This is a genomic window from Tritonibacter scottomollicae, from assembly GCF_003003215.1.
GTDB lineage: Bacteria > Pseudomonadota > Alphaproteobacteria > Rhodobacterales > Rhodobacteraceae > Epibacterium > Epibacterium scottomollicae.
The window spans coordinates 35,841-60,019 of record NZ_PVUF01000010.1 but is presented as its reverse complement, the minus strand read 5'-3'; the positions used below and the strand labels follow the sequence as shown (position 1 = coordinate 60,019).

General features: G+C 61.1%; 18 protein-coding genes and 3 tRNA genes. 12 read left to right on the top strand and 9 right to left on the bottom strand.

Translation table 11 applies throughout. The features are described 5' to 3' along the window. Window positions 1-43: 43 nt before the first annotated feature. Both CLV89_RS15155 and CLV89_RS15150 read right to left on the bottom strand, forming a co-directional pair. Complete coding sequence (locus CLV89_RS15155; protein WP_106164509.1) at window positions 44-1,267, bottom strand: N-acetylmuramoyl-L-alanine amidase; 1,224 nt, start codon at window positions 1,265-1,267, stop codon at window positions 44-46. Beyond that, window positions 1,267-2,412: a pyridoxal phosphate-dependent aminotransferase gene (locus tag CLV89_RS15150; RefSeq protein WP_106164508.1), complete on the bottom strand. Its 1,146-nt coding sequence runs from the start codon at window positions 2,410-2,412 to the stop codon at window positions 1,267-1,269. The genes CLV89_RS15155 and CLV89_RS15150 overlap by 1 nt, the downstream gene beginning before the upstream one ends. On the opposite strand from CLV89_RS15150, the gene CLV89_RS15145 reads away from it, so the two are divergent. Beyond that, window positions 2,411-3,856, top strand: coding sequence for a M48 family metalloprotease (locus CLV89_RS15145; RefSeq protein ID WP_106164507.1), 1,446 nt, complete (start codon window positions 2,411-2,413; stop codon window positions 3,854-3,856). The two genes, CLV89_RS15150 and CLV89_RS15145, sit on opposite strands and share 2 nt — an antisense overlap. Then, window positions 3,853-4,617: a DsbA family protein gene (locus tag CLV89_RS15140; RefSeq protein WP_106164506.1), complete on the top strand. Its 765-nt coding sequence runs from the start codon at window positions 3,853-3,855 to the stop codon at window positions 4,615-4,617. Before CLV89_RS15145 ends, CLV89_RS15140 begins: the two co-directional genes overlap by 4 nt. 129 nt (window positions 4,618-4,746) lie before the next feature. On the opposite strand, the gene ispG is transcribed toward CLV89_RS15140, so the two are convergent. The 3 genes from ispG to hemA form a co-directional block, all read right to left on the bottom strand. Next, entirely contained in the window at window positions 4,747-5,880 is a 1,134-nt protein-coding gene (gene ispG, locus CLV89_RS15135; protein WP_106164505.1) for a flavodoxin-dependent (E)-4-hydroxy-3-methylbut-2-enyl-diphosphate synthase, read from the bottom strand. Between the two features lie 121 nt (window positions 5,881-6,001). After that, entirely contained in the window at window positions 6,002-7,219 is a 1,218-nt protein-coding gene (locus CLV89_RS15130; RefSeq protein ID WP_106164504.1) for a helix-turn-helix domain-containing protein, read from the bottom strand. Window positions 7,220-7,347: 128 nt separating this feature from the next. Continuing rightward, a complete protein-coding gene (gene hemA / locus CLV89_RS15125) occupies window positions 7,348-8,571 on the bottom strand; it encodes a 5-aminolevulinate synthase (protein ID WP_106164598.1) in 1,224 nt (407 codons plus the stop codon). Between the two features lie 464 nt (window positions 8,572-9,035). Here hemA and CLV89_RS15120 point away from each other — a divergent pair, with 464 nt between their 5' ends. Beyond that, window positions 9,036-10,427 (top strand): dipeptidase, encoded by a 1,392-nt coding sequence (locus CLV89_RS15120; protein ID WP_106164503.1) that lies wholly within the window; start codon window positions 9,036-9,038, stop codon window positions 10,425-10,427. A 109-nt stretch (window positions 10,428-10,536) separates the two neighbouring features. Here the strand turns inward: CLV89_RS15120 and CLV89_RS15115 are convergent, their stop codons facing one another. The 4 genes from CLV89_RS15115 to CLV89_RS15100 form a co-directional block, all read right to left on the bottom strand. Next, complete coding sequence (locus CLV89_RS15115) at window positions 10,537-10,941, bottom strand: acyl-CoA thioesterase (protein ID WP_106164502.1); 405 nt, start codon at window positions 10,939-10,941, stop codon at window positions 10,537-10,539. Window positions 10,942-11,090: 149 nt separating this feature from the next. After that, window positions 11,091-11,167, bottom strand: a tRNA-Asp gene (locus tag CLV89_RS15110). A gap of 81 nt (window positions 11,168-11,248) precedes the next feature. After that, window positions 11,249-11,325 (bottom strand) — tRNA-Asp (locus CLV89_RS15105). Window positions 11,326-11,409: 84 nt separating this feature from the next. Next, window positions 11,410-11,486: transfer RNA gene (locus CLV89_RS15100), tRNA-Asp, on the bottom strand. A gap of 737 nt (window positions 11,487-12,223) precedes the next feature. Between CLV89_RS15100 and CLV89_RS15095 the strand changes: the two genes are divergently transcribed. The 9 genes from CLV89_RS15095 (at window position 12,224) to CLV89_RS15055 (ending at window position 24,157) form a co-directional block, all read left to right on the top strand. Then, window positions 12,224-13,963 (top strand): ATP-binding protein, encoded by a 1,740-nt coding sequence (locus CLV89_RS15095; RefSeq protein WP_106164501.1) that lies wholly within the window; start codon window positions 12,224-12,226, stop codon window positions 13,961-13,963. Between the two features lie 305 nt (window positions 13,964-14,268). Further along, a complete protein-coding gene (locus tag CLV89_RS15090) occupies window positions 14,269-14,871 on the top strand; it encodes an acyl-homoserine-lactone synthase (protein ID WP_106164597.1) in 603 nt (200 codons plus the stop codon). A 175-nt stretch (window positions 14,872-15,046) separates the two neighbouring features. Continuing rightward, the gene (locus tag CLV89_RS15085; protein ID WP_106164596.1) at window positions 15,047-15,523 is read left to right on the top strand and encodes a MarR family winged helix-turn-helix transcriptional regulator; all 477 of its coding nucleotides are present in this window, start codon (window positions 15,047-15,049) and stop codon (window positions 15,521-15,523) included. Between the two features lie 427 nt (window positions 15,524-15,950). Further along, on the top strand, window positions 15,951-16,742 hold the full coding sequence (locus CLV89_RS15080) for a cyclase family protein (RefSeq protein WP_106164500.1): 792 nt from the start codon (window positions 15,951-15,953) through the stop codon (window positions 16,740-16,742). Between the two features lie 4 nt (window positions 16,743-16,746). Then, window positions 16,747-18,318 carry a phytoene desaturase family protein gene (locus CLV89_RS15075; protein ID WP_106164499.1) on the top strand — a complete coding sequence of 524 codons (1,572 nt, stop codon included), beginning with the start codon at window positions 16,747-16,749 and terminating at the stop codon, window positions 18,316-18,318. Then, a complete protein-coding gene (locus tag CLV89_RS15070) occupies window positions 18,315-18,761 on the top strand; it encodes a MarR family winged helix-turn-helix transcriptional regulator (protein WP_106164498.1) in 447 nt (148 codons plus the stop codon). The genes CLV89_RS15075 and CLV89_RS15070 overlap by 4 nt, the downstream gene beginning before the upstream one ends. A 143-nt stretch (window positions 18,762-18,904) precedes the next feature. Continuing rightward, entirely contained in the window at window positions 18,905-21,049 is a 2,145-nt protein-coding gene (locus tag CLV89_RS15065; RefSeq protein ID WP_106164497.1) for a thiamine pyrophosphate-dependent enzyme, read from the top strand. A gap of 13 nt (window positions 21,050-21,062) precedes the next feature. Further along, window positions 21,063-22,619, top strand: coding sequence for an indolepyruvate oxidoreductase subunit beta family protein (locus CLV89_RS15060; protein ID WP_106164496.1), 1,557 nt, complete (start codon window positions 21,063-21,065; stop codon window positions 22,617-22,619). Further along, window positions 22,616-24,157, top strand: a complete 1,542-nt coding sequence (locus CLV89_RS15055) for a phytoene desaturase family protein (RefSeq protein WP_106164495.1) — start codon at window positions 22,616-22,618, stop codon at window positions 24,155-24,157. Before CLV89_RS15060 ends, CLV89_RS15055 begins: the two co-directional genes overlap by 4 nt. The last annotated feature ends 22 nt before the right edge of the window (window positions 24,158-24,179 follow it).

Here is a 24,179-nt window from a genome sequence, read left to right as displayed (position 1 = left end):
CAGTTGCTGCGTCGCGCTGTGTTGCCGTCCCGCCGGAGGGTGGCTACTGCCGTACCAACGCGCGGCGCGCGACATCGGCCTCACGCCAGGCCAGAAGACCGTTGAGGATGCTTTGTGCCGTTCTCGCCTGCCACGCCGGATCGGTCAGCAACTCCAGATCGCGCGGGCTGGACATGAAACCCAACTCGATCAGCACTGACGGGATATCCGCGGATTTCAGCACCGAAAACCCGGCAGAGCGCAGCGGGCGGCGATTGACCGGTCCCCCCTGCTCCATGAGCGCCTCGATCACCGATTGCGCCAGTGCCTTTGATCGCGGATGCGTCTCCTGGCGCGCCAGATCGAGCAGAACATCCGTTACCACATCATCCGCTTCGCTCAGATCGCTGCCCGCCAGAAGATCGGCGCGATCATGGCGTTCCGCCAGTTTTGCCGAGGCCACATCAGAGGCGGATTTCGACAGGGTGTAGATAACGGTGCCATGGGCCATGCCCTCTGTTACCGAATCCGCGTGCAGAGAAATGAAGATATCCGCGCCCTGCTGGTGCGCCATGGCGATGCGGCGCTCCAGAGAAACGAAGTAATCGCCCTCCCGCGTCAGCAAGACCTCGAATGCGCCGGAGCGCACCAATCGTTCGCCGAGATCATAGGCAAAGGCGAGCATCAGATCCTTTTCGGCGATGCCGCCTTCTGCCTCTGCCCCGGGATCAAGTCCGCCGTGGCCCGGATCCAGCATCACCACGAGGGGGGCCTCTGTGTCGCGCGGCATCAGGCCCTCGATCTGTGCTGGCGCGGGCAAATCCAGCCGCGGGTCATAGGGCGCCCCGGCCGCTGCTGCAAAGGCCTCGGCGTTGGTCTGCGCCAGCGCCAGTTTCAGGGTGGCAGCGCTGGTTTCGCGATCAATTTCCATCGCGGCGGACCTCACCTGCATCGGCTCGGCCAATTCCAGCACCAGCCTGGACCAGCCGGGAACATAGCCGCCAAAGCGCACGTTGCTGACTGGCGCTGCCTGCAGAAAGGTCGCCGCATCCAGTCCCGTCCAGTCCACTTCCTGAAAATCCAGCACCACCCGGCGCGGATCACTGAGGGTAAAGACCCGAAACGGAACCCCCTGGCTCAGCCCCAGTTCAAGCTGCACACCGGAGCCATCATCGCTGAGACGGCTTTCCTCGGGCAGCACCCGCGCCAGAGCCGAGAACCCCTGCGCCATTGCCCCGACCGGCAACAGCAAAAGCACGCACGTCAGAATAGTCGCAAGTCCCCGCATCAGCGACGGCCTTCCATAAACGCCTTGAGCCGGGACAGACCTTCCTCGATATCCGCCGTAGATCGCGCATAGGAAAACCGCAGCGTTGTGGCGCCGCGCACAGGATCAAAATCCAACCCGGGCGTCACCGCAACTCCTGCCTTTTCAAGCACTTCCACGGCAAAGCTGCGGCTGTCGTTGGTCAGGTCGGACACATCCGCATAGACGTAGAAGGCCCCATCCGGCGGCGCGATCTTGGTGAACCCGGCTTTGGGCAGCCCCTCCAGCATCAGAGCGCGGTTCTTTGCGTAGACCGCAAGGTTGGCCTCCAGCTCCTCATGACAGTCCATCGCAGCAAGGGCGGCAACCTGGCTGGCGTGCGGGGCGCAGATGAACATGTTCTGCGCGATGCGCTCCACCGTTCGGATATGGTCCTCTGGCACCACCATCCATCCGACCCGCCAACCGGTCATGGAGAAATACTTGGAGAAGGAATTGATGACATAGGCCTCGTCCGAGATCTCCAGCGCCGTCACCGCCTTCGCCTCATACTCGATGCCGTGATAGATTTCATCGGAGATGAAGCTGGCGCCTTCGTCGGCTGCAGCGTCCATCAAGGAGGCCAGCGCCGGCCTGTCGAGCATGGTGCCCGTCGGGTTGGCAGGGCTTGCCACCATCAGACCCGCAAGGTTCTGATCGCGGATATCGACGGCGACAGGCTGCAAGCGATGTTCCGGCGCGGTCTGGATGTCTACGGGTTGCATGCCAAGCGCGCTCAGGATCTGGCGGTAGGACGGGTAGCCGGGCGCGCCGATGCCGACGCGATCCCCACTGTCAAACAGCGCCGTGAAGCTGAGGATAAACGCACCCGACGAACCGGGCGTGATCACAACGCGTTCCGGGTTCAGATCGACGTTATACCACTCGCCGTAAAGCTGCGCGATACGACGGCGCAGCGCTGGCAGACCCAGCGCGACGGTGTAGCCCATGGCGTCCGTCTCGAACGCCTGCGACAATGCGCGCCGCGCCGCTTCCGGCGCGCCGGTGGCGGGCTGGCCCACCTCCATATGGATGATATGACGTCCCTGTTCCTCCGCCTTGCGGGCGGCTTCCATCACGTCCATCACAATGAAGGGATCGACTTTGGACCGGCTTGAGTTTCGCATGCTGATCTCCCATGGTGCGGCCATGAGTTTTGACCGTGTATTCTCCTCCGCGTCAATCCCGGGCAGGCGCCTGTGGCCGCTTCTTTTCCATGCCGTTTGCGGCCTGTTTCACCGTGGGCGCATGACGGGCGCTGCGGTCGTCGTTGCGCTGGTGCTGACGCCAATGACGGCGCAGGCGCAATCAATTCGTTTGCTGCGCGATGCAGATATCGAGCATGGGCTGACGGAACTGGCCCGCCCGATCCTGCGAGCCGCAGGTCTGAACCCGCGACGGGTGCGGATACTGGTGGTCAATGACAGTGGCTTCAACGCCTTTGTGATCGACCAGCGGGCGATCTTCGTCAACTACGGGCTGATTCTGAAGTCGGATACGCCGGAAATGCTGCAGGCGGTGCTGGCGCATGAAGCCGCTCATATCGCCAATGGCCATATTGGACGCCGCATCCAAAACATGAGATCCGCAAGCACGGCCGCCGGGTTTGGCGCCGCTCTGGGCATGCTGGCCGCCGCTGCGGGGGGCGGGCGCGCCGCAGCGGGAGTGGCGTTCGGGGTGCAGTCCTCGGCCTTGCGAAATTTCCTGTCGCACACCCGTGCGGAGGAATCCTCTGCCGACCGATCCGCCATCGGCTACATGACCGCCGCGGGCATCAACCCGAAGGGAATGGTGGAGTTGCATCGGATCTTTGCCGGCCAGGAGGTACTGAGCCCGGCCAGTCAGGATCCCTATATGCGCTCTCATCCGCTGAGCCGGGATCGTATCCGCGCTGCGCAGGCCTACGTGGCTAGCGCCGGAGACGGCGCCCCGACCGATCCGCAAGCCGCCTATTGGCTGGCGCGGGTCCAGGGCAAACTGTCTGCCTTCACCCGCGCGCCCAGCTGGACCAAACGGCGGGTGTCCTCCGAGCGTTATGCGGATCTGAAACGCATGCGGGTCGCGGTGGCCCACCACCGCCAGAACAACCTCGGTCGGGCACAGGCCGAGATGCAGGCGCTGTTCGCGGCACGCCCAAAGGACGCATACTATCATGAGCTGTGGGGGCAGATCCTCTATGAGAACCGGCGCTGGCCCGCTGCGGTCTCTGCCTTTGCCACCGCAGCACAACTCGCCCCGAACGAACCGTTGATCCTGGCCAGCCTGGGACGGGCACAGCTTGCTGCCGGCAATCCACGCGCGGCACTGGACATAATGGAAAAGGCGCGCAGCCTCGATTTTCGCAACGCAACCTTGCTTCGCGACATGTCGCTGGCTTATGCCAAGACCAAGCAAACCGGTATGGCCGCACTGGTCACGGCAGAACGATACGCATTGCGGGGACGACTGGAAGATGCTGGCCCTCACGCCAAGCGCGCCACTGGCATTCTGCCACGCGGCTCCCCGGCATGGCGCCGGGCACAGGATGTGCTGATTGCATTTGAACAAGACGAGAAAAGGAAGAACAAATGATTGCCCCGACACGCATGGCCCTGATGGCGGCCTGCGCGCTCTCTCTCACCGCTCCGGCGGCGCGGGCGCTTGATCTGAACGACATGACCGAGGCCGAGCAGACGGCCTTTGGCGCAGCTGTGCGCAGCTATCTGATGGAAAACCCCGAGGTGATCCTGGAGGCCGTCGACGTGCTGGAACAACAGCAGGCTCAGGCAGACGCCCGGCGGGACGAAGCACTGGTCGCGGCCAATCTGCAGGAGTTGCAGGACGACGGCTATTCCTGGGTTGGCGGCAATCCCGATGGCGACATCACGCTGGTGGAGTTCATGGACTACCGCTGCGGCTATTGCCGCCGCGCCGCTCCGGAGGTCGAGGCATTGCTGGCCGCAGATTCAAATATCCGTTTTGTGATCAAGGAGCTCCCGATCCTGGGCGACGCCTCTGTCCTGTCCTCGCGCTTTGCCATCGCCACCAAACTGGTGGCCGGTGACGCGGCCTACAAGGACATCCACGACACGCTGCTCGCCTTCAAAGGCGAACCCAACGAGGTCGCAATGCGCCGTATGGCCGAAGGGCTGTCGCTGGATGCCGACGCGATCCTGGCCAAGATGGATGCGCCCGAGGTGAACGAGCAATTGCGGCGCACCCGAACGTTGGCGCAAACCCTGTCGATTTCCGGCACGCCGACCTTCGTGCTGGAAGAGGAAATGCTGCGCGGCTACCTGCCTGCGGATCAGATACAGATCATGATCGAGGAAATCCGCGCCGCGCGCAGCTGAGGGACGCCACCTTCGACGGGCGCGAGTGGCCCGGCCGCTATGACGTCCGGGGGGCAGCCAAGACACCAAGAGCATGGGGGCTCTGCCCCCAAACCCCCGAGATATTTATGAAAAGATGAAGGACAGAGATTACTCTGCCGCTTGCTCTACCGCCGCCGCCTCAGCATCGAGTGCGGCGGCTTTCTTTTCGACCTCCTCAACAATGTGGTCGATCATCTGGTCGTTGGACATCTTGTGGCTCGCCTTGCCCGCCAGATAGACCATGCCGGAGCCTGCGCCCCCGCCGGTGAACCCCACGTCGGTCATCAGCGCCTCGCCGGGGCCATTGACCACGCATCCGATGATCGACAGGCTCATCGGCGTCTTGATGTGTTCCAGCCGTTCTTCCAGCGTTTCGACCGTCTTGATGACGTCAAAGCCCTGCCGCGCGCAGCTGGGGCAGGAGATGATATTGACGCCGCGATGGCGCAGCCCAAGCGATTTCAGGATCTCAAAGCCGACCTTGACCTCCTCGACCGGGTCCGCCGAAAGGCTGACGCGCAGGGTGTCACCGATGCCCATCCACAAAAGCTGCCCAAGACCGATGGCAGATTTGATGGTGCCAGACATCAGCCCACCCGCCTCGGTGATGCCGAGGTGGATGGGGGCGTCAGTGGCCTCCGCCAGCATCTGATAGGCGGCGGCAGACATGAAGACGTCGGAGGCCTTCACGGAGATTTTGAATTCGTGGAAATCATGATCTTGCAGGATCTTGATGTGGTCCATGCCGCTTTCGACCATCGCGTCGGGACAGGGCTCACCGTATTTGTCCAACAGATGCTTTTCCAGACTGCCGGCATTGACCCCGATGCGGATCGAGCAGTTATGATCGCGCGCCGCGCGGATCACCTCGGCCACGCGTTTCTCGTCCCCGATATTGCCCGGGTTGATGCGCAGACAGGCCGCCCCCGCCTCGGCGGCCTCGATGCCGCGTTTGTAGTGGAAATGGATATCGGCAACGATGGGGACCGGACTTTCGCGCACGATCTCTTTCAAAGCGCGCGAGGAGGCCTCGTCCGGCACGGAGATCCGCACGATATCAGCGCCCGCATCCGCAGCCGCCTGCACCTGGGCAATCGTGCCCTTGATGTCGGTGGTCAGCGTGTTGGTCATGGTCTGCACCGCAATCGGGGCATCCCCGCCAACGGGAACATTCCCGACATGGATCTGGCGGCTCTTGCGGCGTTCGATGTTACGCCAGGGGCGAATGTGATTCATGGACATGGCTGCCTCGTCCTGCTTGTCGCGTCCCCCTTAAATAGGCCGACACCCCGGAGCCTGCAATGGCTGTCCGGGGTGTCAGGTAAATCCGTAACGGGAACGCAGGGTCTGCGTGATCGTGATGTCAGTCCGAGACGGACCCCGGGGTGGTCTGAACCGCCCGCAGCTGTGCAACCATCGTGGCCAGTGCCTCGTTTTGATCAGCCTCGAGATCCGCGAGCTGGAAACGTCCGCTCAGCGCATCCGGCGAAAGTTCGACATTCTTTGTCACCTGACCACGCCCGCCGACAGGACCGTAATGCTGGCCATTGACGGCGAAGTAGATAGCGCTGCTTTCGCCGGTGCGCAGGCGCGGCGCATCCTCGGTCAACGGCACCTCAAACGTCTGCCCCGGTTCCATGATGGTTTCAAAGATTACACTGCCATCGGCGGCCTTCACCTGAACCCAAGATGGTCGGACAGCAAGCATCTCGACTGACGGTGCAACGTCTTCGAGAACCTGCGGCACCGAGAGATCCGTTGCCTCATTCGCTGGAACCATTGCCTCCGCCAGCATCAGGCCGGGACGCTCCGTGCCCGCGAAATTACCCTGACCGCGCGGATCAAGGGTGGAAATCGGCGCATCGCGCGCCACGAGAACCGGCACATCCAGGGCCTGCGGGCGATAGAGACGATCCAGCGCTTCCGTTGCGGGATCGTCGGTCACATCCCCCGTCGCCAAGGCGGCAGTGGCCAGTGGGTCGAGTTCGGCAAGCACCTCGGGCGTTTGCTCTATCGGAGCAAATGTCACCTGCTGAACTTCGTGCAGCAGCTTCCACCCCCCGAAGGTCAGACCGCCAATGACACCGCACAAGACCAGCAGGGAGCCGATGGCGCGCGGGTCAACCTGGCTCAGCAGACTGTCGGTCACGGGCACGAAGGGCGTGGTGGAGTTGGTAAAGGCGTCTGCCCCAAGCCCTTTTCCAGCGCCGTAGGTCAGTTCCTTGGGCTTGCGAACAGAGGCCTCGGAGGACATCCCATGCGCCACGGAAAACCCGCTCTCGGCGCAAAAGCCATTGAAGGCCTTCTCCGGATCCATGTTCAGGTAACGGGCGTAGGAGCGCACATATCCGGCAATAAAACCCGGAGTATCAAAGACAGAAGGGTCGCAATTCTCGATGGCGTCGATATAGGAGGCCTTGATCCTGAGTTCACGCTGCACATCAAGCAGCGATTTACCCATGGTTGCCCGCTCGCCGCGCATCATGTCACCAAGGCGCACCTCGAAATCATCAAAGCCGCGGGGCGGCTCTGTTGTATTTTGACGACCTCGGAAACTGCGCTGCGTAAGGCGCCCGATCATGCCTGCTGTCCCATCAATACCTGCCGTTTTGCGACATATGCGCTGTACCAACCGATTCTCGATTCGTCAGCGCAGTTTCATTGATGAAACGATAACACAATTCTGTTTAATGAACACTTAGCAGTAGCTCATCCGGCTAGTTCGGCACGATTTAGCGCACAATGCGACCATAGACTGTCCATGGCGCGCACCAGATGATCCATTTCCTTCGGTCCGTGCACCGGCGAGGGCGTGAAGCGCAACCGTTCGGTGCCGCGCGGCACGGTCGGGTAATTGATGGGCTGCACGTAAATCCCGTAATCCGCCAGCAACATGTCCGACAATTTCTTGGTGTGGACAGGGTTTCCGACAATGACCGGCACGATGTGCGTGCCGTGGTCGATGATCGGCAGACCCATCATCTTGAGACGGGTTTTGAGATACCGCGCCTGCTCCTGATGCTTGTCGCGCAATTCCTGAGCGGTCTTCAGATGCCGCACGGAGGCTGCTGCACCCGCCGCGATCGACGGTGCCAGCGATGTGGTGAAGATGAAGCCCGGCGCGTAGGAGCGGATGGCATCGCACATCTTGGCCGATGCCGCGATATAGCCGCCCATGACGCCGTAGGCCTTTGAGAGTGTGCCGTTGATGATGTCGATGCGATGGGCGAGATTGTCACGTTCTGCAACACCGCCACCGCGGGGACCATACATGCCAACCGCGTGGACCTCATCAATATATGTAAGTGCGTTGAACTCTTCGGCGAGGTCGCAGATTTCCTCGATCGGGCCAAAATCCCCATCCATGGAATAGACCGACTCAAACGCGATCAGCTTGGGAGCAGCCGGGTCGTCCGCTGCCAGCAACTCGCGCAGATGGGCGACATCATTGTGGCGGAAGACACGTTTCGCACCGCCATTCCGGCGCACACCTTCGATCATGGAGGCATGGTTCAGCGCATCGGAGTAGATGATCAGGCCGGGCAGCAGCTTTGGCAAGGTCGAGAGCGTGGCGTCATTGGCGACATAGGCAGAGGTGAACAGCAGAGATGCTTCCTTGCCATGCAGGTCAGCCAGCTCCGCCTCGAGCTCCTTGTGATAGACCGTTGTGCCAGAGATGTTGCGGGTGCCCCCCGATCCGGCGCCGGTGGCGTCCAGCGCATCGCGCATCGCCTTCAGCACCACCGGGTGCTGGCCCATCCCGAGATAATCATTGCCGCACCAGACGGTGATGTCTTGCTCTGTCCCGTCGGGGCGTGTCCAGACGGCATGGGGAAACTGGCCACGACGGCGTTCAATATCAATAAACGTCCGATAGCGATCTTCCTCGTGAAGGCGTTCAATCGCTGCGTCGAGTTGTGAGGTATAATCCACCGTCATCTCCATAGCTGTCTGCCGTTGCCTGACCGGCCTGGCTGCGTCTTGATCCCGAACGGCCCTGCTGATGAAGCATGAGCGTCGTGATATATTTCACGGTCTCTAACCGGCACCCCTGTCCTGCACAACGTGATAGAGTGTCACGGCTCCAGCATCCTTGATACAGGTCAAATAAACCTTTTCTGGGCTTTTAGAACCATTCTGAGTTTCAGGCAAGCGCCAGAGACCGCAATGGCGCCATGCGAAAGCAGCGCAAAACGCCGCAGACAAGCGCAATGGTTGCGGATCGGAAACAGCTGTTCCGAAGCGAGACGACGCCGAAAAACCGCCGCCGGTGTTCTGATACAATTGTGCGACTGGCCCTTGATTTATCCCACTGCTAGGCTCCGCCCCGAGACCCGCCAGCAGCGCCTCGACCACAAGGCCCGCATGCGGAAAAGCACTATTTTCAGGAGAGACCGATGTCCCTTACCCCCGTTCTCGACAAGATCGATTCCGATATCTCGGCTGCAACCGACCGGCTGTTGGAGCTGCTGCGCATCCCGTCCATTTCAACCGACCCCGCCTACAAGGCCGACTGCGAGACCGCCGCGGATTGGCTGGTGGCAGATTTGAACAGCATCGGCATCAAGGCCGAAAAGCGCACAACTCCCGGCCATCCGATGGTGGTGGGCCATGTGGGCGAGGAAAACACGAAAGGCCCGCATCTTCTGTTTTACGGACACTATGATGTGCAACCGGTGGACCCGCTTGACCTGTGGAACACGCCCCCGTTTGAGCCGCAGATGGAAGAGACCAAAAACGGCACCGTGATCCGGGGGCGTGGCGCATCCGATGACAAGGGCCAGCTGATGACCTTCGTCGAGGCCTGCCGCGCATGGCAGGCGGTGCATGGCACCCTGCCCTGCCGCATCACCTTTTTCTTTGAGGGGGAGGAAGAATCGGGTTCTCCCTCGCTGATCCCTTTCCTGAAGGCTGCCCAGGAAGAGCTGTCTGCGGATATCGCGCTGATCTGCGACACCTCGATGGTGGCCCGTGGCGTGCCGTCGGTGGCCTCGCAGCTGCGCGGCATGATGAAGGACGAATTCACCCTGATCGGGCCGAAGATCGACCTGCACTCCGGCCACTACGGCGGTCCCGGCCTCAATCCGCTGCGCGAGATTTCCCATATCATCGCCTCTTTTCACGATCCCGAAACCGGTGCCGTTGCCGTGGATGGATTCTATGAAGGTGTGCATGAGGTGCCCGCCGATATCCTGCGCCAGTGGCAGGGCTGCGGCTTCGACGAAAAAGACTACCTGTCGAACGCTGGCTACACGGTGGCCCATGGCGAGAAGAAATACTCCACCCTGGAGCAGCAATGGGCCCGCCCGACGCTGGAAATCAACGGTCTGTGGGGCGGCTATCAGGGCGCGGGTACCAAGACGGTGATCCCGTCAGAGGCACATTGCAAGATCACCTGCCGTCTGGTCGGTGACATGGACCCCGCCGCGCTGCGCAAGAAGATCCGCGCCCATGTGGAGGCCCGTCTGCCCAAAGATTGCACCGTAAAATGGGATCTCGATCTGGACGGCGCCCCTGCCTATGTGATCGACACCACCCGCCCCGAGTTCGAGGCCGCCCGTGGCGCACTGACCGAGGAATGGAACCGTGAGGCGGTGTTCTCCGGCATGGGAGGCTCCATCCCGGTGGCCGGCTATTTCAAGTCGATCTTGGGCATGGATGCGATGTTGATCGGCTTTGCCAATGAAGATGACGCGATCCACTCTCCGAACGAGAAATACGATCTGGAGAGCTTCCACAAAGGCATTCGCTCCTGGGCGCGCGTGCTGGATGCACTGAGCAAAGCCTAAGTTAACAATGCGTGGGGGCGATGGGCGCCCCCACGCCTGCGCAGGACAAAGCCCTGGATTGAGCCGACAGCCGATACCTTTGTTTTTAAGGGCGGTCCCTGCCCTCGTGTCACTCCTCGCGCAGCACCGGCCTTGGGCGCGCGTCATCATCCAGCGCCACAAAGGTAAAGATCGCCTCGGTGACCTGCTGGGTCTCTTCCTGATGGCGGGCACGACGCCACGCGTGAACACGAATTCGCATCGAGGTGCGCCCGACCTTCAACATCTCCGCATAAAGAGAGACCTCATCGCCGACCAGAACCGGGCGATGGAACTGGATCTCTTCCACCGAAACGGTGGAAGCGCGCCCCTTGGATACACGCGCGGCGATTGTGCCTGCTGCGAGGTCCATCTGGCTCATCAACCAGCCCCCGAAGATGTCGCCTGCCGGATTGGTGTCAGTCGGCATGGCAATCACGCGGATCGTGGGCTGGGATTCAGGTGGGCTTTCAGGCGGATTTTCTGACACGGGCATGAATGGGCTTTCGTCTGTTCAACGGATGGCTGGGATCTGCCCCACTGTGTCGCCAGTATTTGCGCAGGAAAAGGCAAAACAGCAGCCTGAATGCGCGAAGGAACGGCGAATGCCAGTCTTTTGGAATTTTTTGTAAAAGAGAGTGAAAGTGGCGCGGTTGACGGGGCTCGAACCCGCGACCTCCGGCGTGACAGGCCGGCACTCTAACCAGCTGAGCTACAACCGCGCATTTTTGCTGACCTTGGTCAGCAGCTCCCATCCGGGACGGTCCTGATCCTCTGTCGAGGGCCCTCAGGCGGAGTGAAAGTGGCGCGGTTGACGGGGCTCGAACCCGCGACCTCCGGCGTGACAGGCCGGCACTCTAACCAGCTGAGCTACAACCGCGCATTTTCAATGCTGACCTTCGCCAGCGCTTCCCATCCGGGACGGTCCTGATCCTCTGACGAGGCCCCTCAGGCAGGGCAGCAGTGGCGCGGTTGACGGGGCTCGAACCCGCGACCCCCGGCGTGACAGGCCGGTACTCTAACCATCTGAGCTACAACCGCTTGCTGTGCGTTCAGCACCGTGTCTGAACGTTGGGGTGTAATATTCGCAGGTCGCAGGGGCCGTCAAGCGCAGAAACGCCATTTTTCTGGCTTTCGAGGGAAAATTTTGCTGCCGTCGATTAAACACATGAATTCGTGCGGGTTTCCCTGACCGAACCTACCATGCCTTGGCGACGTCGCCACATCGCTCACGATCCCGGGCAGAGCAACTTGTGCTACACCAACGCTCCGAGCAGAGGGCCGCATGCCGAGCACACACCGCCGCCCCTCAGCCCCCGGCACCACTGAGGTGCAGACTGGCAAATACATAACGGACCGAAGCAATATGGCCCGCGCAGCGCGACACGCCTCAATCATGGACAGGTCCATGCATATCCGTAAATTAATGTGTGATTGCGACTGGATTTTCTTTTGCTCGGGATCTAGCCTACCCAAGTTCAAACTCCGAGCCTGTCGCCTTCGGCCTCCCCGATGCCTCGACAGCAATCAAAATCGAACGGCATCCAGGGCGATAGCACCTTTTATGTGCGTTAATCCGGATCGTGGTCTCGTATTTGAACGTCAAAGTATTGGTTTCGAACTTTGGCCTTTAAATGGTTAAGTCATCAGTCATCATTTAGCTTTATTTTTACGGTAACAGATGTCGCCATCCGTTAACGAATACGGTGAATGGCTTCGATCACCGCTTGCAACACTGCGCAAGAGGCGCAGAAACGGACTACGTCATGAGGATGCGTATGCTTACTTTGTCACCAGACCTCAGGCGCTCTGTCTCCACGCAGAATGATCTGGTGCGCGCAGACCTCCCGTCCCGGTTCGCGTCGATTACACTGATGTCGATCATGTCGCTGTACTTCCTGCCGATACGGACCGTCGCGGCAATCTACTGCATCTACGCTTTCGTCGAGATCATCGGTCTCATCGTGTACAAAATGCTGGCGCGCAAAGTCACATTTGGCGCTGTCTTGCTGTTCACATCCTCGGCGTTCTGCGGCGTCTGGATTTTCAATGCGATCCCCGTGATGCTGTTTCTACAGCCGGATCCCTTCCCCAAACTGATGGGGGCGATGCTACTGACCATCGCGCTCAATCACTGCGTGGTCGCGCGTGCGGCCTGGATGTTCTTTGGTATCCTGACAGCTGTCCCGATCATCTGCGTCGTCGGCTACATGATCGGCAGCCTGCTCTATTCCTTTGCCGACCCGATCGAAATCGCCATTGCCGGGGTGGTGGTGGTGTTGGGGGCGGCCTACATGCTTAACGCAATGTGGGCGCAGCACCGCCTGACCAGCCGATTGCGCGAAGCGCTGGTTGAAGCTGAGGCTGGCAGCCGTGCCAAGAGCCGCTTCCTCGCGTCCATGAGCCACGAGATCCGCACCCCCCTGAACGCCATCTGCGGCATGTCCGAGCTTATTGAAGAAGGGCATTCCGACGCGGAACTACTGCAAGAGCGCACCCATCTGCTGCGCAAATCCGCACAGGCACTGACCGGCATACTTGATGACATACTCGACTATGCAAAGATAGAATCGGGTCATTTCGCATTGAACCTCGACGCCGCTGAGCTGAGGCTTGAAATCTCAAGTACGGTGGAAATGTTCCGGTCACAGGCTGCGGACAAGGGACTTCAATTCGACATCCAACTGGACGCCTCCGTCCCGACCTATGCCAAATGTGATGCCCTGCGCCTGCGTCAGGTGATCGGGAACCTGGTCTCCAACGCAGTGAAATATACAGAAAAGGGTGTCGTCTCGGTCAACGTGTGGGGAGAACCGCAGGACGGCAGCACCCTGCTGACTGTTCAGGTGACCGACACCGGGCGCGGCATGACGGAAGAACAGGCGGCCCATCTGTTCACGGAATTCTATCGCGCCGAGGACAAAACAGCGCCGAGCGTTCCGGGCACCGGGCTTGGCCTGTCGGTCGCACGCCATCTGGCCCGATTGATGGGCGGCGACATCACCTTTGCCACCCGCCCGGCAAAGGGAAGCAGCTTCACACTGGCCTGCCAGGTCGAAGCACTGCCGGCATCCGAGGCCCCCGCGATACCAGCGCAGGCAAAACCCGATGAGCGTCAGGACCTTGGTGGCATCCGGTCCGTCTTGCTCGTCGACGACACGGCCTCCAATCGCATGGTCGTGCGCGCCTTCCTGAACAACAGCGATGTTGAGATCATCGACGCTGGCAACGGTGCCGAAGCGCTGGAGCAGCTTGAAGAACGCTCGGTTGACCTTGTCTTGCTGGATATGAAGATGCCGGTGATGGATGGTCAGGAGACCCTGATCGAAATGGCGCGGCGCGGAGGGCGGATCAGCGCGACGCCGGTGATCATGCTGACTGCAAATGCCGCACCGGAAGATCAGGAACTGTGCCGCAGCCTGGGGGCCGCCGGGTATCTGGCCAAGCCCGTCAAGAAGTCCGTCCTGCTGTCCGAAATGCGCAGGGTCGCCAGCGCCCGGTCTTCCAAAGTGGCCTGATCCGCCTAAACCGGCACAGCCCCAACTATGAAATTTGCGCCTGAAGGTTGCAAATCAGTCGCCCGTTCATCGCGCGGCGAATGCCTGTGATCATGGCCCAATCAATTTCCATTTTTGCAATATGACTTACCTCACAATCCAACAACTTGATCGCCCCTGACTGTCTGGTTGCCTCAGGCGCCACACCATCATTTCTCCACCCAATTAATTCTTAATTTACTATTTTAGGCGAATCTATTTTCAAATTTAAACAAATTTTCCCAAAGCTGCTTTTGGGAAGACTGAAAAGGTGGATGGGCACCGTCATGCAGTCGACAGAAATCACTTTTGAAAACCTTGGCGAGACAGGGGCTCTTTTCACTGAGCTGATGCGCGCACGGTATCATCATTTTATCGAAGCGCGTGGCTGGCCACTTCCGAATGTGCGCGGCCTGGAGTTCGATCAGTATGACACGCCAGAGAGCATATACTGTGCAATCCACGATGGTTTGGAGGTGCACGGTGGCTTCAGGGTCACGCCGACAACCGCCAAATGTGTAAATTCCAGTTACATGCTGCGCGATGCGCAGCTTGGTCTGTTGCCAGACCTTCCGCCAACGATCCTAGACCACCCTGCCCCGCAAGACCCCAAGGTCTGGGAGGTGAGCAGAGTCTTCGTCGGCGACACGCTGAGCAGCCGTGAACGGATGAAAGTGCGGGACCAAATGGGGCTGAACTTCGCCCGCGTCGCTCGGAACTGGCATATTGATGCCTTTCTGTGCATCACCTCTGTCACCGTGGCGATGCTGACGCGCCGGTCGGGGTTGGACATGCTCGCTGCAGGACCTCGGTTCGAAGCGGGCGGCGAGACGTGTCAGGCCTATCTCCTTAAGGTCAATGCAACCAGTTTGCGCAGCCGCGCCGCCTGAGTACGACGTGCGTCACATTCGAAATCTGGTCAGGCTATACCGGCGTCCGCTCACGCCGAAACTGTGCTATGCGCCTGTGGCAAGGCAGACATCTGGCCTGAAAGCACCAGATCAGCTTGCCATCCGAGGTATCGGGACTGTAGAGAAAGCCGAACTTGCATAAATGGAGCCGGAGATGGCCGAGGAGCTTCTGTTCGAAGACGAACCGATGGCCCGTCAGCGGCTGAGACTGTGGCTGCAGATGTTGAAATCAGTGCGCCACGTCGAAGGTGTCCTGCGCGAACGACTGCGCGAAGGGCACAACATGACCCTGTCCCGGTTTGACGTTCTGGCCGCCCTCCATGCCGCACCTGACGGCATGAAGATGAGCGAGTTGTCCCAACACCTGGTGGTCTCCAACGGCAATGTGACTGGTGTTGTGGATCGGCTTGCGAAGGATGGTCTGGTGCAACGGGCCCCCTCGCCGCACGACCGCCGAGCATTTGTCGTTTCGGTCACACCGGAGGGGCGCGAGAAGATGGATCAGATGGTGCGCGAACACCTGGCCTGGATCGACTCCCTGATGTCACATGTCTCAGAGCCGGATGTCGCACGGGCGATATCCGTGATGCTGGATATCCGACAAAAGCCTGACAGACCGTCCGACACCTGACATCTCGTCATATCAGACAGGCGGAGATGCAGAGATGCAGAGATGCGGATGATCTCTGCACTCAGACGAGATGAACAGTCTCCTTGCATTACACGCAGGAACAACCGGTCGTGCCTCGGGCATGTGTGCTTACCTGCGGATCTGGCTCTAACTGAATTGCTTCGAACCTAAAGTAAAAAGCTGCATTTCGGCGCGCTGCGGGCCCGTGGAAGAGGCCGACGCGGTGGGATTCGCGACGCCTCGACGCCTGCTCGCCGATGCTGCAGCGCAGAGAAAACAGGCACTCCCCCGACAAAGCCCCTGAAAATTCGCCCAAAAACCAGCGTCCAGAAAAATATTCACTGCGATTAGAAACTTTATACTTGAAACAATGAGAAATATCCACCTGCATATATACCAAGCGAGAACAACAACAGGGATGAGGTCAATGAACCAAACAGACACGCTTGCCGCACTTGCCTCGGGACTTCTGGATGGGGGGATCAGGGTCGTCGATTGCTCCGCCCCGCTGGGACCGGACACCCCGCTTTTGAAGCTACCGCCCGAGATCGCAGACGACACGCCCCAGATCGAAATTAATCAGATTTCGAGATACGGCGACCGTGGTCCGTTCTGGGCCTGGAACTGGCTCAAGCTTGGTGAGCATTCGGGCACGCATTACGATGCGCCGCACCATTGGGTCACCGGCAAGGACTATCCGGATGGGTCCGTCGACACGATCGATCCGCAAAAATTCATGGCCCCTGCAAATGTCATCGACTGTTCGGCGCAGGCCGCCGAAGACAATGATTTCCTGCTGACCAAGCAGGGCGTGCAGGACTGGGAAGCCGAACACGGCGAGATCAAGGCCGGCGAATGGGTCCTGATGCGCACCGACTGGGATCAGTACAACCACGACGAGGACAAGTTTCTCAACACCGATGAGAACGGCCCTCACACCCCCGGCCCCTCGGCAGACTGCATCGAATACCTGATGGAGAAAAATGCGCTTGGTTGGGGGTCTCAGTGCATTGGGACCGACGCCGGACTAGCGGCCAGTTTTGAACTGCCCTTCCCGGCCCATAACCTGCTGCACAAGGCAAACCGCTATGGTCTGGCCTCGCTGACCAATCTCAAGGAGCTGCCCGCCAAAGGCGCGATCGTGGTCACTGCGCCGCTGAAGATCGTCAACGGAACAGGATCTCCGGTGCGCGTTCTCGCACTGGTTCCGGGGGCCTAAAACTATGTCATCTGCCACTGAATTCGACGTTGCCATCATAGGTTCAGGCATCAACGCGCTGACCTCTGGCGCCCTGCTAGCCAAGGCCGGAAAGCGCGTGGTGCTGTTGGAACGTGAATCCGTGGCAGGTGGCTGCATGCGCACCGAACCGCTCGGCGACGGCGTGCTCCATGACCCTTTGGCGACCACGTTGGTCCTGTGGGTGACCGGAGCTGCCCATGCCGCCCTTGGCGACGACCTGACCCGTCACGGCGTCGAATTCTGCGCCACCCGGACGCCCACTGGCGTGCTCCTGCCCGACGGTCAGTCGCTGGTCTACCAGATGGATCGTGCCGCCAATGTTGCGGCCTTCAACGCGGCAGCGGCGGGCGATGGCGACCAGCTTTCTGCGGATCTGGACGCGTTCGGCGGCAAGGCTGATCTGCTGTTCGGACTGATGGGCGGCGATCCATGGTCCCGCGCAACTGCCAAGCTGCTCGGCAAGGAGGCCTGGAAACGTGGCCCCCACGGGCTTGCCGCGACCATGGGGGAATCGCTGACCTCGATGCGGGGTTGGCTGGAAACCTCCTTCCAGTCCGAACTGTCTCAGGCGCTCTGGGCGCCGTGGTGCCTGCATGCGGGCCTTGGGCCGGAAGCTGCCTTTTCCGGACAGATGGGACAGATCATCGGCTTTGCCCTCGAAGCCGCCGGTGCACCGATCGCCAAGGGCGGCATCGCGTCCATGGTGCAGGGCCTGTGCGCGATCATCGAGGAACACGGCGGGACGGTGCGCACCAACGCCGACGTCAGCCGGATTGAACAGGCCAGCGGGGCGGTCACTGGCGTCACCCTTGCTGACGCGGAGTATATCGCCGCGCCCTCCGTACTGGCCTCGGTCACGCCGCATCAGCTCTACGGTACGCTGCTCGAGGGAGAGAGCAAAGCGGACGACCTGCGCCGCTATCGTTATGGCAAGGGGAACTTTCAGCTGCACTACGTCCTCGATGGGCCGGTGACCTGGCGCACGCCGGGAGTTGAGACCGTGCAGCTGTTGCATCTGACACCGGGATTGGACGGGGTCTCCAAGGCCGGAAATGAGGCAGAGCGCGGCCTGCTGCCGGAGGTGCCGACAATCTGCGTCGGCCAACCCTGTGCCGCAGACCCGACACGCGCGCCGGACGGAAAATCCGTTCTTTGGCTGCAGATGCCAGAGGCCCCACGTCACGTCAAAGGCGATGCCAAGGGCGAAATCTCCGTTCCCGAGGACGGCAGCTGGACGCCGGAGCTGCGCGAGGCGTTTGCAGATCGTGTCGAGCAGATCCTGGCCAGCCATATCGACGGCTTTTCCTCCAAGGTCGTGACACGACGGGCCATTTCACCTGCAGATCTGGCTGGCATGAATGCCAACCTTGTGGGCGGCGACCCCTATGGCGGCGCCTGCTCGCTGGAGCAGTTCTTTCTCTGGCGCCCTTTTACGGACAGCAAACGGCACACCACCGGGGTAAAGGGCCTCTATCACATCGGGGCCTCGACCCATCCGGGCCCCGGTCTGTCAGGTGGCTCGGGCTATCTCGTGGCGAAGGAGCTTGGCGCATGACCACCGGCCCCGATCATCTGGAGGAGTTCACCCCTTATCTGATGAACCGCATCATGGCGCGCTACAACAAGGGTGTTGAAGAGGCCCTGAAGGAGGTTGGGATCACGGTGGCGCAGATGCGCGCGCTGGCGGTGCTGACCGAGAGCGGCCCCTGCACCATCAATACACTCTCCGTGCTGACGGTGATCAAGCAATCAACGCTGTCACGCACGCTGGACACCATGGAAACAGCCGGGCTGATCCGGCGCGAGGCCGACAGCAAAGACAGCCGCATCCGCCACATCCAGCTGACAGACACGGGGCGGCACGTCCACGAAACCGCCTGGCCGGCCATGCTGCAGATGCAGGAGGTCATGCTGTCCGCGCTCTCTCCAGACGACAGAAAGATGATGAACGATCTGCTGCTGCGCGTGTTCTACAACATCCGCCAGCACGATTTTTAAAAGGCCCTCGCGGCCCTGTCCCGATGAGGGGCAGATCCATGCCACCTGCATCGCGCATGTGACCAAGTTTTCCGACATGGAGGCACAGCGACAGCGCGTCGTCCCCTTCAGATGTCGGTCGGTACGACCCAAGGAGACCACCCATGGCTGAACGTTCCTTTGCCAAGGAAGTCCAAAAACTGAAACAGGGAGATGGAGAGACCTTCTCGGGCGAAGGGATCCTCGCCATCACCAAGGCGCTGCTGGAAAATGGCGTTGGATATGTCGGGGGCTATCAGGGCTCGCCGATTTCGCATCTGATGGATGTTCTTGCAGATGCGCAGGAGATCCTCGGAGAGCTGGGCGTCCGGTTTGAAGCCTCCGCAAGCGAGGCCACCGCAACGGCGATGCTGGCGGCATCCGTACATTACCCCATTCGCGGAGCGGTCACCTACAAATCCGTTGTCGGGACCAATGTGGCCTCCGATGCGCTGTCCAATCTGGCCTCGGGCGGCGTAACCGGCGGCGCGCTCATCATTGTCGGCGAAGACTACGGCGAAGGCTCTTCGATCATGCAGGAGCGCACCTATGCCTTTGCCATGAAAAGCCAGGTCTGGATGCTGGACCCGCGCCCCAACCTGCCCTCGATCGTCGCCGCAGTTGGGGATGGTTTTGAGCTGTCGGAGGCCAGCAACACGCCGGTCATGCTGCAGATGGGCATCCGCTCCTGCCATGTGCACGGCTCTTTCGCCGCCTCCGACAATCGCCGCCCCGATATGACAGTGAGCCAGGCGCTGGAAAGCCCCCGCCGGGATCTTGAGCGGATCGTCCTGCCCCCTGCCACCTATCTTCATGAGGCGGAGAAGCTGACCAAACGCAAACCCGCGGCTGAACGCTTCATTCTGGAACGCGGCCTGAACGAGCGGTTTGGGCAGCCATCTGGAAAGGTCGGTCTGATCATCCAGGGTGGGACCTACAACACGGTGAACCGCGCGCTGAACCGTCTTGGGCTTGCCGACCTTTATGGCGATACCGATCTTGATATTCTCTGCCTCAACTGTGTCTACCCGCTGGTCGAAAGCCAAATCCTCGACTTTTGCGAGGACAAGGAGGCCGTTTTGATCGTCGAGGAGGGCCAGCCCAACTACATCGAACAGCAGATCGGGCATATGCTCTACAAGGCCGGCAAGCGCGTCACGCTTGAGGGCAAGGGCATGCTGCCGATGGGGGGCGAATATACCGGACAGGTGATGCTGCACGGGCTTGGGGAGTTTCTGACGGCATATGCGCCGGGCCTGATGCCAGCCGCCGCGGTCACCAAGAACGAAGCACCGGCGCCGATCCCGGATCTGTCCGACGTTCTGCCCGCACGCCCGCCGGGGTTCTGCACCGGCTGCCCGGAGCGGCCGATCTTTGCAGCGACAAAACTGGTCGAGCAGGAACTGGGTGAGCACCACATTTCATCGGACATCGGCTGCCATCTGTTTTCGATCATGCCGCCCTTTGATCTTGGCGCAACAACGATGGGGTATGGACTAGGTCCGGCCTCGGCTTCGGCGTTTCACAACGAAGACCCGCATGGCCGCCGCTCGATCTCCTTCGTCGGGGATGGCGGGTTCTGGCACAATGGTCTGACGTCGTCTGTGGGCAATGCGGTCTTCAACAAGTCCGACAATGTGATCGTGATCGTCGACAATTTTTATGCGGCGGCGACCGGCGGGCAGGACATCCTATCATCCCGCGCAGACAACAAGACCAAGCAGACGCAGAACTCCATCGTCGAGGCCTGCCAGGGCATGGGCGTCAAATGGATCCGCCAGATCGACAGAACCTATGACGTCACCAAGGTCCGCGACACGCTGAAAGAGGCACTGACAACACAAGTTGCAGGCCCGAAGGTCATCGTCGCCTCCTCAGAATGCATGCTGAACCGACAGCGTCGGGAGAAACCACTGCTGGCCAAGGCCACCAAGGAAGGCAAGCGCACCGTGCGGCCACGCTTTGGCGTTGATGAGGACATCTGCACCGGCGATCACGCCTGCATGCGGCTTTCGGGCTGCCCGTCCCTGTCGGTCAAGGATACCGGCGATCCACTGCGCGATGACCCGGTTGCGGCGATCGACCAGACCTGCGTCGGATGCGGCAATTGCGGCGAGGTCGCCGATGCCGCCGTGCTCTGCCCCAGTTTCTATCAGGCCGATATCGTATCAAACCCCACCCCGCGCGAAGGCCGCAAGGCGCGCAGGACCCAAAAGATCATTGATTGGCTGCAACGCAGGCGTGACGCGAAACGCGTGGTTTTCGCCTGAAGGAATTGACGACATGAACATTCAAAACACCTCGATTGCCGCCCGCCGTTCGCCCAGCGCAGAAGGTGAAAAAATCATCACGCTGGCCGCACTTGCCGTTGGTGGCCAGGGCGGTGGCGTCCTGACCAACTGGATCACGGCCGTCGCGGAGGCCAATGGCTATCGTGCGCAATCCACCTCGGTCGCGGGTGTGGCCCAGCGCACGGGGGCCACGATCTACTATGTCGAAATGTGTCGCGACACCGGCCGTATGCCGGTCTTTGCCCTGTCGCCCGCCGAAGGGGACGTCGACATCCTGATCGCGTCCGAACTGATGGAAGGGGGCCGCGCGATCATGCGTGGCTTTGTGACGCCGGGGCGCACCACCCTGATCGCTTCGACCCATCGCATTCCTGCGGTTGCGGAAAAAACGGTTCCCGGAGATGGGCGTGCCGATGGTCAGAAGGTGATCGAAGCCATGGGCATTGCCGCCGATCATACGGTGGCCTTCGACATGGAGGCGCTGGCAAAATCTGCCGGGTCGATGATCTCGTCCTCGCTGCTGGGCGGGCTGGCCGGGTCTGGCGCCCTGCCCTTTCCCAAGGAGAGCTATGAGGACGTGATCCGCGCCTCAGGCCGGGGCGTCGAGGCCTCGCTGCGGGCTTTCAATGATGCGTTTGACTGCGCCACGGGTAAACAGCAACCGCCACAGCCCGAAGCGGAAACGAAGCAGATCGAAACGCTGCATGTGCCATCCCGCCATCAGGACAAATGGGCGCAATTGCAATCGCGCCTTAATGCCTTGCCCGCCGCGGCCCAGGAGATGGCGGGATTGGGGCTGACCAAAGTGGTGGATTATCAGGACCTTGCCTACGGCGAGCAGTATATGGACATGGTCGAAGCTCTGGCCGTGACGGACAGCGCTCCGTTCGAGATGACCATTGCAGGGGCGAAATACTGCTCCCGCGCGCTGTGCTACGATGACATTCTGCGGGTCGCCGACATCAAGACCCGCGCCAGCCGGATGACCCGTGTGCGCGACGAGGTCGTGGTGGGGGATGACCAGGTGTTGATGGTGACCGAGTATTTCCATCCGCGCTTTGAAGAATTCACTACAACACTGCCCGGCTGGCTTGGCAAACGGCTGCGCAACTCATCCCGTCTCGAAGCGTTCTACGCGCGCTATCTAGACAAGGGGCGCCGGATCCGAACCGACCGGCTGCGTGGGTTCCTGATGCTCTGGGCGGTGTCGGCGCTGCGGCCCTGGCGCCGGTCTTTGCTGCGACATGAAACAGAGATGGCCCATATCGACCAGTGGTTCGCCACGGTGACAGAAGTGGCCCAACGTGACCGCGCTCTGGCGACGGAGCTTTTGGCCAACTACCGGCTGATCAAGGGCTACTCAGACACACATGTGCGCGGCCATTCGAAATTCGCCCGCATCATGCAGGCGCTGCCCATTCTGCAGGGGCGGCCCGACGCGGCGGACTGGATGCGACGACTGCGCACTGCCGCCTTGGCCGATGAGTCTGGGGCGCAACTGGAGGGCGCGCTGGCCACGGTCCAGAGCTTCGCCGGAGACGCTGCATGAGCGGCCCCATTCATATCATTGGCGCCGGGATCAACGGTCTTGTGGCCGCCGCAGATCTGGCCGCACGCGGGCGCAAGGTTCAGGTTTGGGAGCGCGGCCCCACCCCCGGCGGGGCGGTGCAGACCAAGGCGCTGACACTGCCCGGCTTTCACCATGACGTGGCCGCGATGAACCTCTCGATGTTCGCAGGCTCCGGCTTCATGGCGCGCCATGGCGAGGAGATGGCCCGCCATGGGCTGGAGCTGGTGTCCGTCGATCGTCCCTTTGCCCAGGCGATGACGCCGGGCGATTTTGTCGGCGTGTCGACAGATATCAACGAAACGCTGGCGAGCTTTCACAGTGAGCAAGACAAAGACACCTGGCAGTCATTGATGCGCGAATTCCCCGAGAAGGCTGCGGTAATCGGTGGGCTTCTGGGGACGCCAATGACGCGAACAGCGCTGCTGAAGTTCGTTTGGCGACAGTGGCGCAGCCTGGGGCTCGGCAAGATGACCGATATCGCCCGCCTGCTGATGACCTCCCCCCGCGACTGGCTGCAGGACACGTTCGAAGATCCCCGATTGCATTGCGCCTTTTCCACTTGGGGATTGCATCTGGACTTTGCGCCGGATGTTGCAGGCGGGGCCATCTTCCCGTTCCTCGAGGCCCTCGGCGGACAGGCACAGGGCATGGTCATCGGCAAGGGCGGTGCCGCGACTGTCACGGACGCGCTTGTGCGGATGATCGAGGCCCATGGCGGCAGCGTCACCTGCGATGCCGATGTCCGCGCCATTTCCCATACGCACGGAACCGTCACGGGCCTGAGCGTCAATGGCGAAGACATCGCCGCCAAGACGGTGCTGGCCGGACTGGCGCCGCGTCATCTGTCCACGCTGATTGGCGATAGCGGCCACGCCCGTTTTGATGCCGGGCTTGACGCCTTCCGCCACGCACCTGGCACGATGATGATTCACCTTGCACTGGATGGCCCGGTGCCGTGGGCTGCCCCCGAATTGGGTCGCTTTGCCTATGTGCATGTCGGCCAGTCCATCGACGCCACGGCGCAGACCTATCAACAGGCGATGGCCGGTTTGCTGCCGGACAGACCGGTGTTGGTGGTTGGGCAACCTTCGGTCTTTGATCCAACACGCGCGCCGGAGGGCAAACAGACGCTCTGGGTGCAGGTTCGCGTCCTGCCTGCGGATATCGCAGGGGACGCCAAAGGCAAGATCTCCGCACGGGACTGGGATCAGGCCAAAGCGCCATTTGCAGCCCGCGTGATTGATCAGCTGGAGGAGCAGGCACCGGGAGTGCGGGACCGCATTCTCGCCCAGACCGTAGTGTCGCCGAGAGATCTGGAAGCTGGCAACCCCAACCTCGTCGGCGGCGACCAGCTCTGCGGCTCGCATCATCTGCGGCAGAACTTTCTGTTCCGCCCGGTGCGTGGGTTCGCCGATGGCACGACCCCTATCAAGGGGTTGCACATGATCGGAGCTGCGGTCTGGCCAGGCGCCGGCACCGGCGCCGGTTCGGGGTTTTTCAAGGCACAAGACCTTTGACCGCCCTGCGGTCGCCCCTGCC

Excerpts from the sequence above, each read along its gene's own strand:
- CLV89_RS15115 (WP_106164502.1), bottom strand. The coding sequence starts at position 10,941 with ATGCCCGTGTCAGAAAATCCGCCTGAAAGCCCACCTGAATCCCAGCCC.
- CLV89_RS15070 (WP_106164498.1), top strand. The coding sequence starts at position 18,315 with ATGACCACCGGCCCCGATCATCTGGAGGAGTTCACCCCTTATCTGATG.
- CLV89_RS15150 (WP_106164508.1), bottom strand. The coding sequence starts at position 2,412 with ATGCGAAACTCAAGCCGGTCCAAAGTCGATCCCTTCATTGTGATGGAC.
- CLV89_RS15065 (WP_106164497.1), top strand. The coding sequence starts at position 18,905 with ATGGCTGAACGTTCCTTTGCCAAGGAAGTCCAAAAACTGAAACAGGGA.
- CLV89_RS15140 (WP_106164506.1), top strand. The coding sequence starts at position 3,853 with ATGATTGCCCCGACACGCATGGCCCTGATGGCGGCCTGCGCGCTCTCT.
- CLV89_RS15155 (WP_106164509.1), bottom strand. The coding sequence starts at position 1,267 with ATGCGGGGACTTGCGACTATTCTGACGTGCGTGCTTTTGCTGTTGCCG.
- CLV89_RS15120 (WP_106164503.1), top strand. The coding sequence starts at position 9,036 with ATGTCCCTTACCCCCGTTCTCGACAAGATCGATTCCGATATCTCGGCT.
- CLV89_RS15130 (WP_106164504.1), bottom strand. The coding sequence starts at position 7,219 with ATGATCGGGCGCCTTACGCAGCGCAGTTTCCGAGGTCGTCAAAATACA.
- CLV89_RS15090 (WP_106164597.1), top strand. The coding sequence starts at position 14,269 with ATGCAGTCGACAGAAATCACTTTTGAAAACCTTGGCGAGACAGGGGCT.
- CLV89_RS15095 (WP_106164501.1), top strand. The coding sequence starts at position 12,224 with ATGCTTACTTTGTCACCAGACCTCAGGCGCTCTGTCTCCACGCAGAAT.
- CLV89_RS15055 (WP_106164495.1), top strand. The coding sequence starts at position 22,616 with ATGAGCGGCCCCATTCATATCATTGGCGCCGGGATCAACGGTCTTGTG.
- CLV89_RS15080 (WP_106164500.1), top strand. The coding sequence starts at position 15,951 with ATGAACCAAACAGACACGCTTGCCGCACTTGCCTCGGGACTTCTGGAT.
- ispG (WP_106164505.1), bottom strand. The coding sequence starts at position 5,880 with ATGTCCATGAATCACATTCGCCCCTGGCGTAACATCGAACGCCGCAAG.
- CLV89_RS15060 (WP_106164496.1), top strand. The coding sequence starts at position 21,063 with ATGAACATTCAAAACACCTCGATTGCCGCCCGCCGTTCGCCCAGCGCA.
- CLV89_RS15145 (WP_106164507.1), top strand. The coding sequence starts at position 2,411 with ATGCTGATCTCCCATGGTGCGGCCATGAGTTTTGACCGTGTATTCTCC.
- CLV89_RS15075 (WP_106164499.1), top strand. The coding sequence starts at position 16,747 with ATGTCATCTGCCACTGAATTCGACGTTGCCATCATAGGTTCAGGCATC.
- CLV89_RS15085 (WP_106164596.1), top strand. The coding sequence starts at position 15,047 with ATGGCCGAGGAGCTTCTGTTCGAAGACGAACCGATGGCCCGTCAGCGG.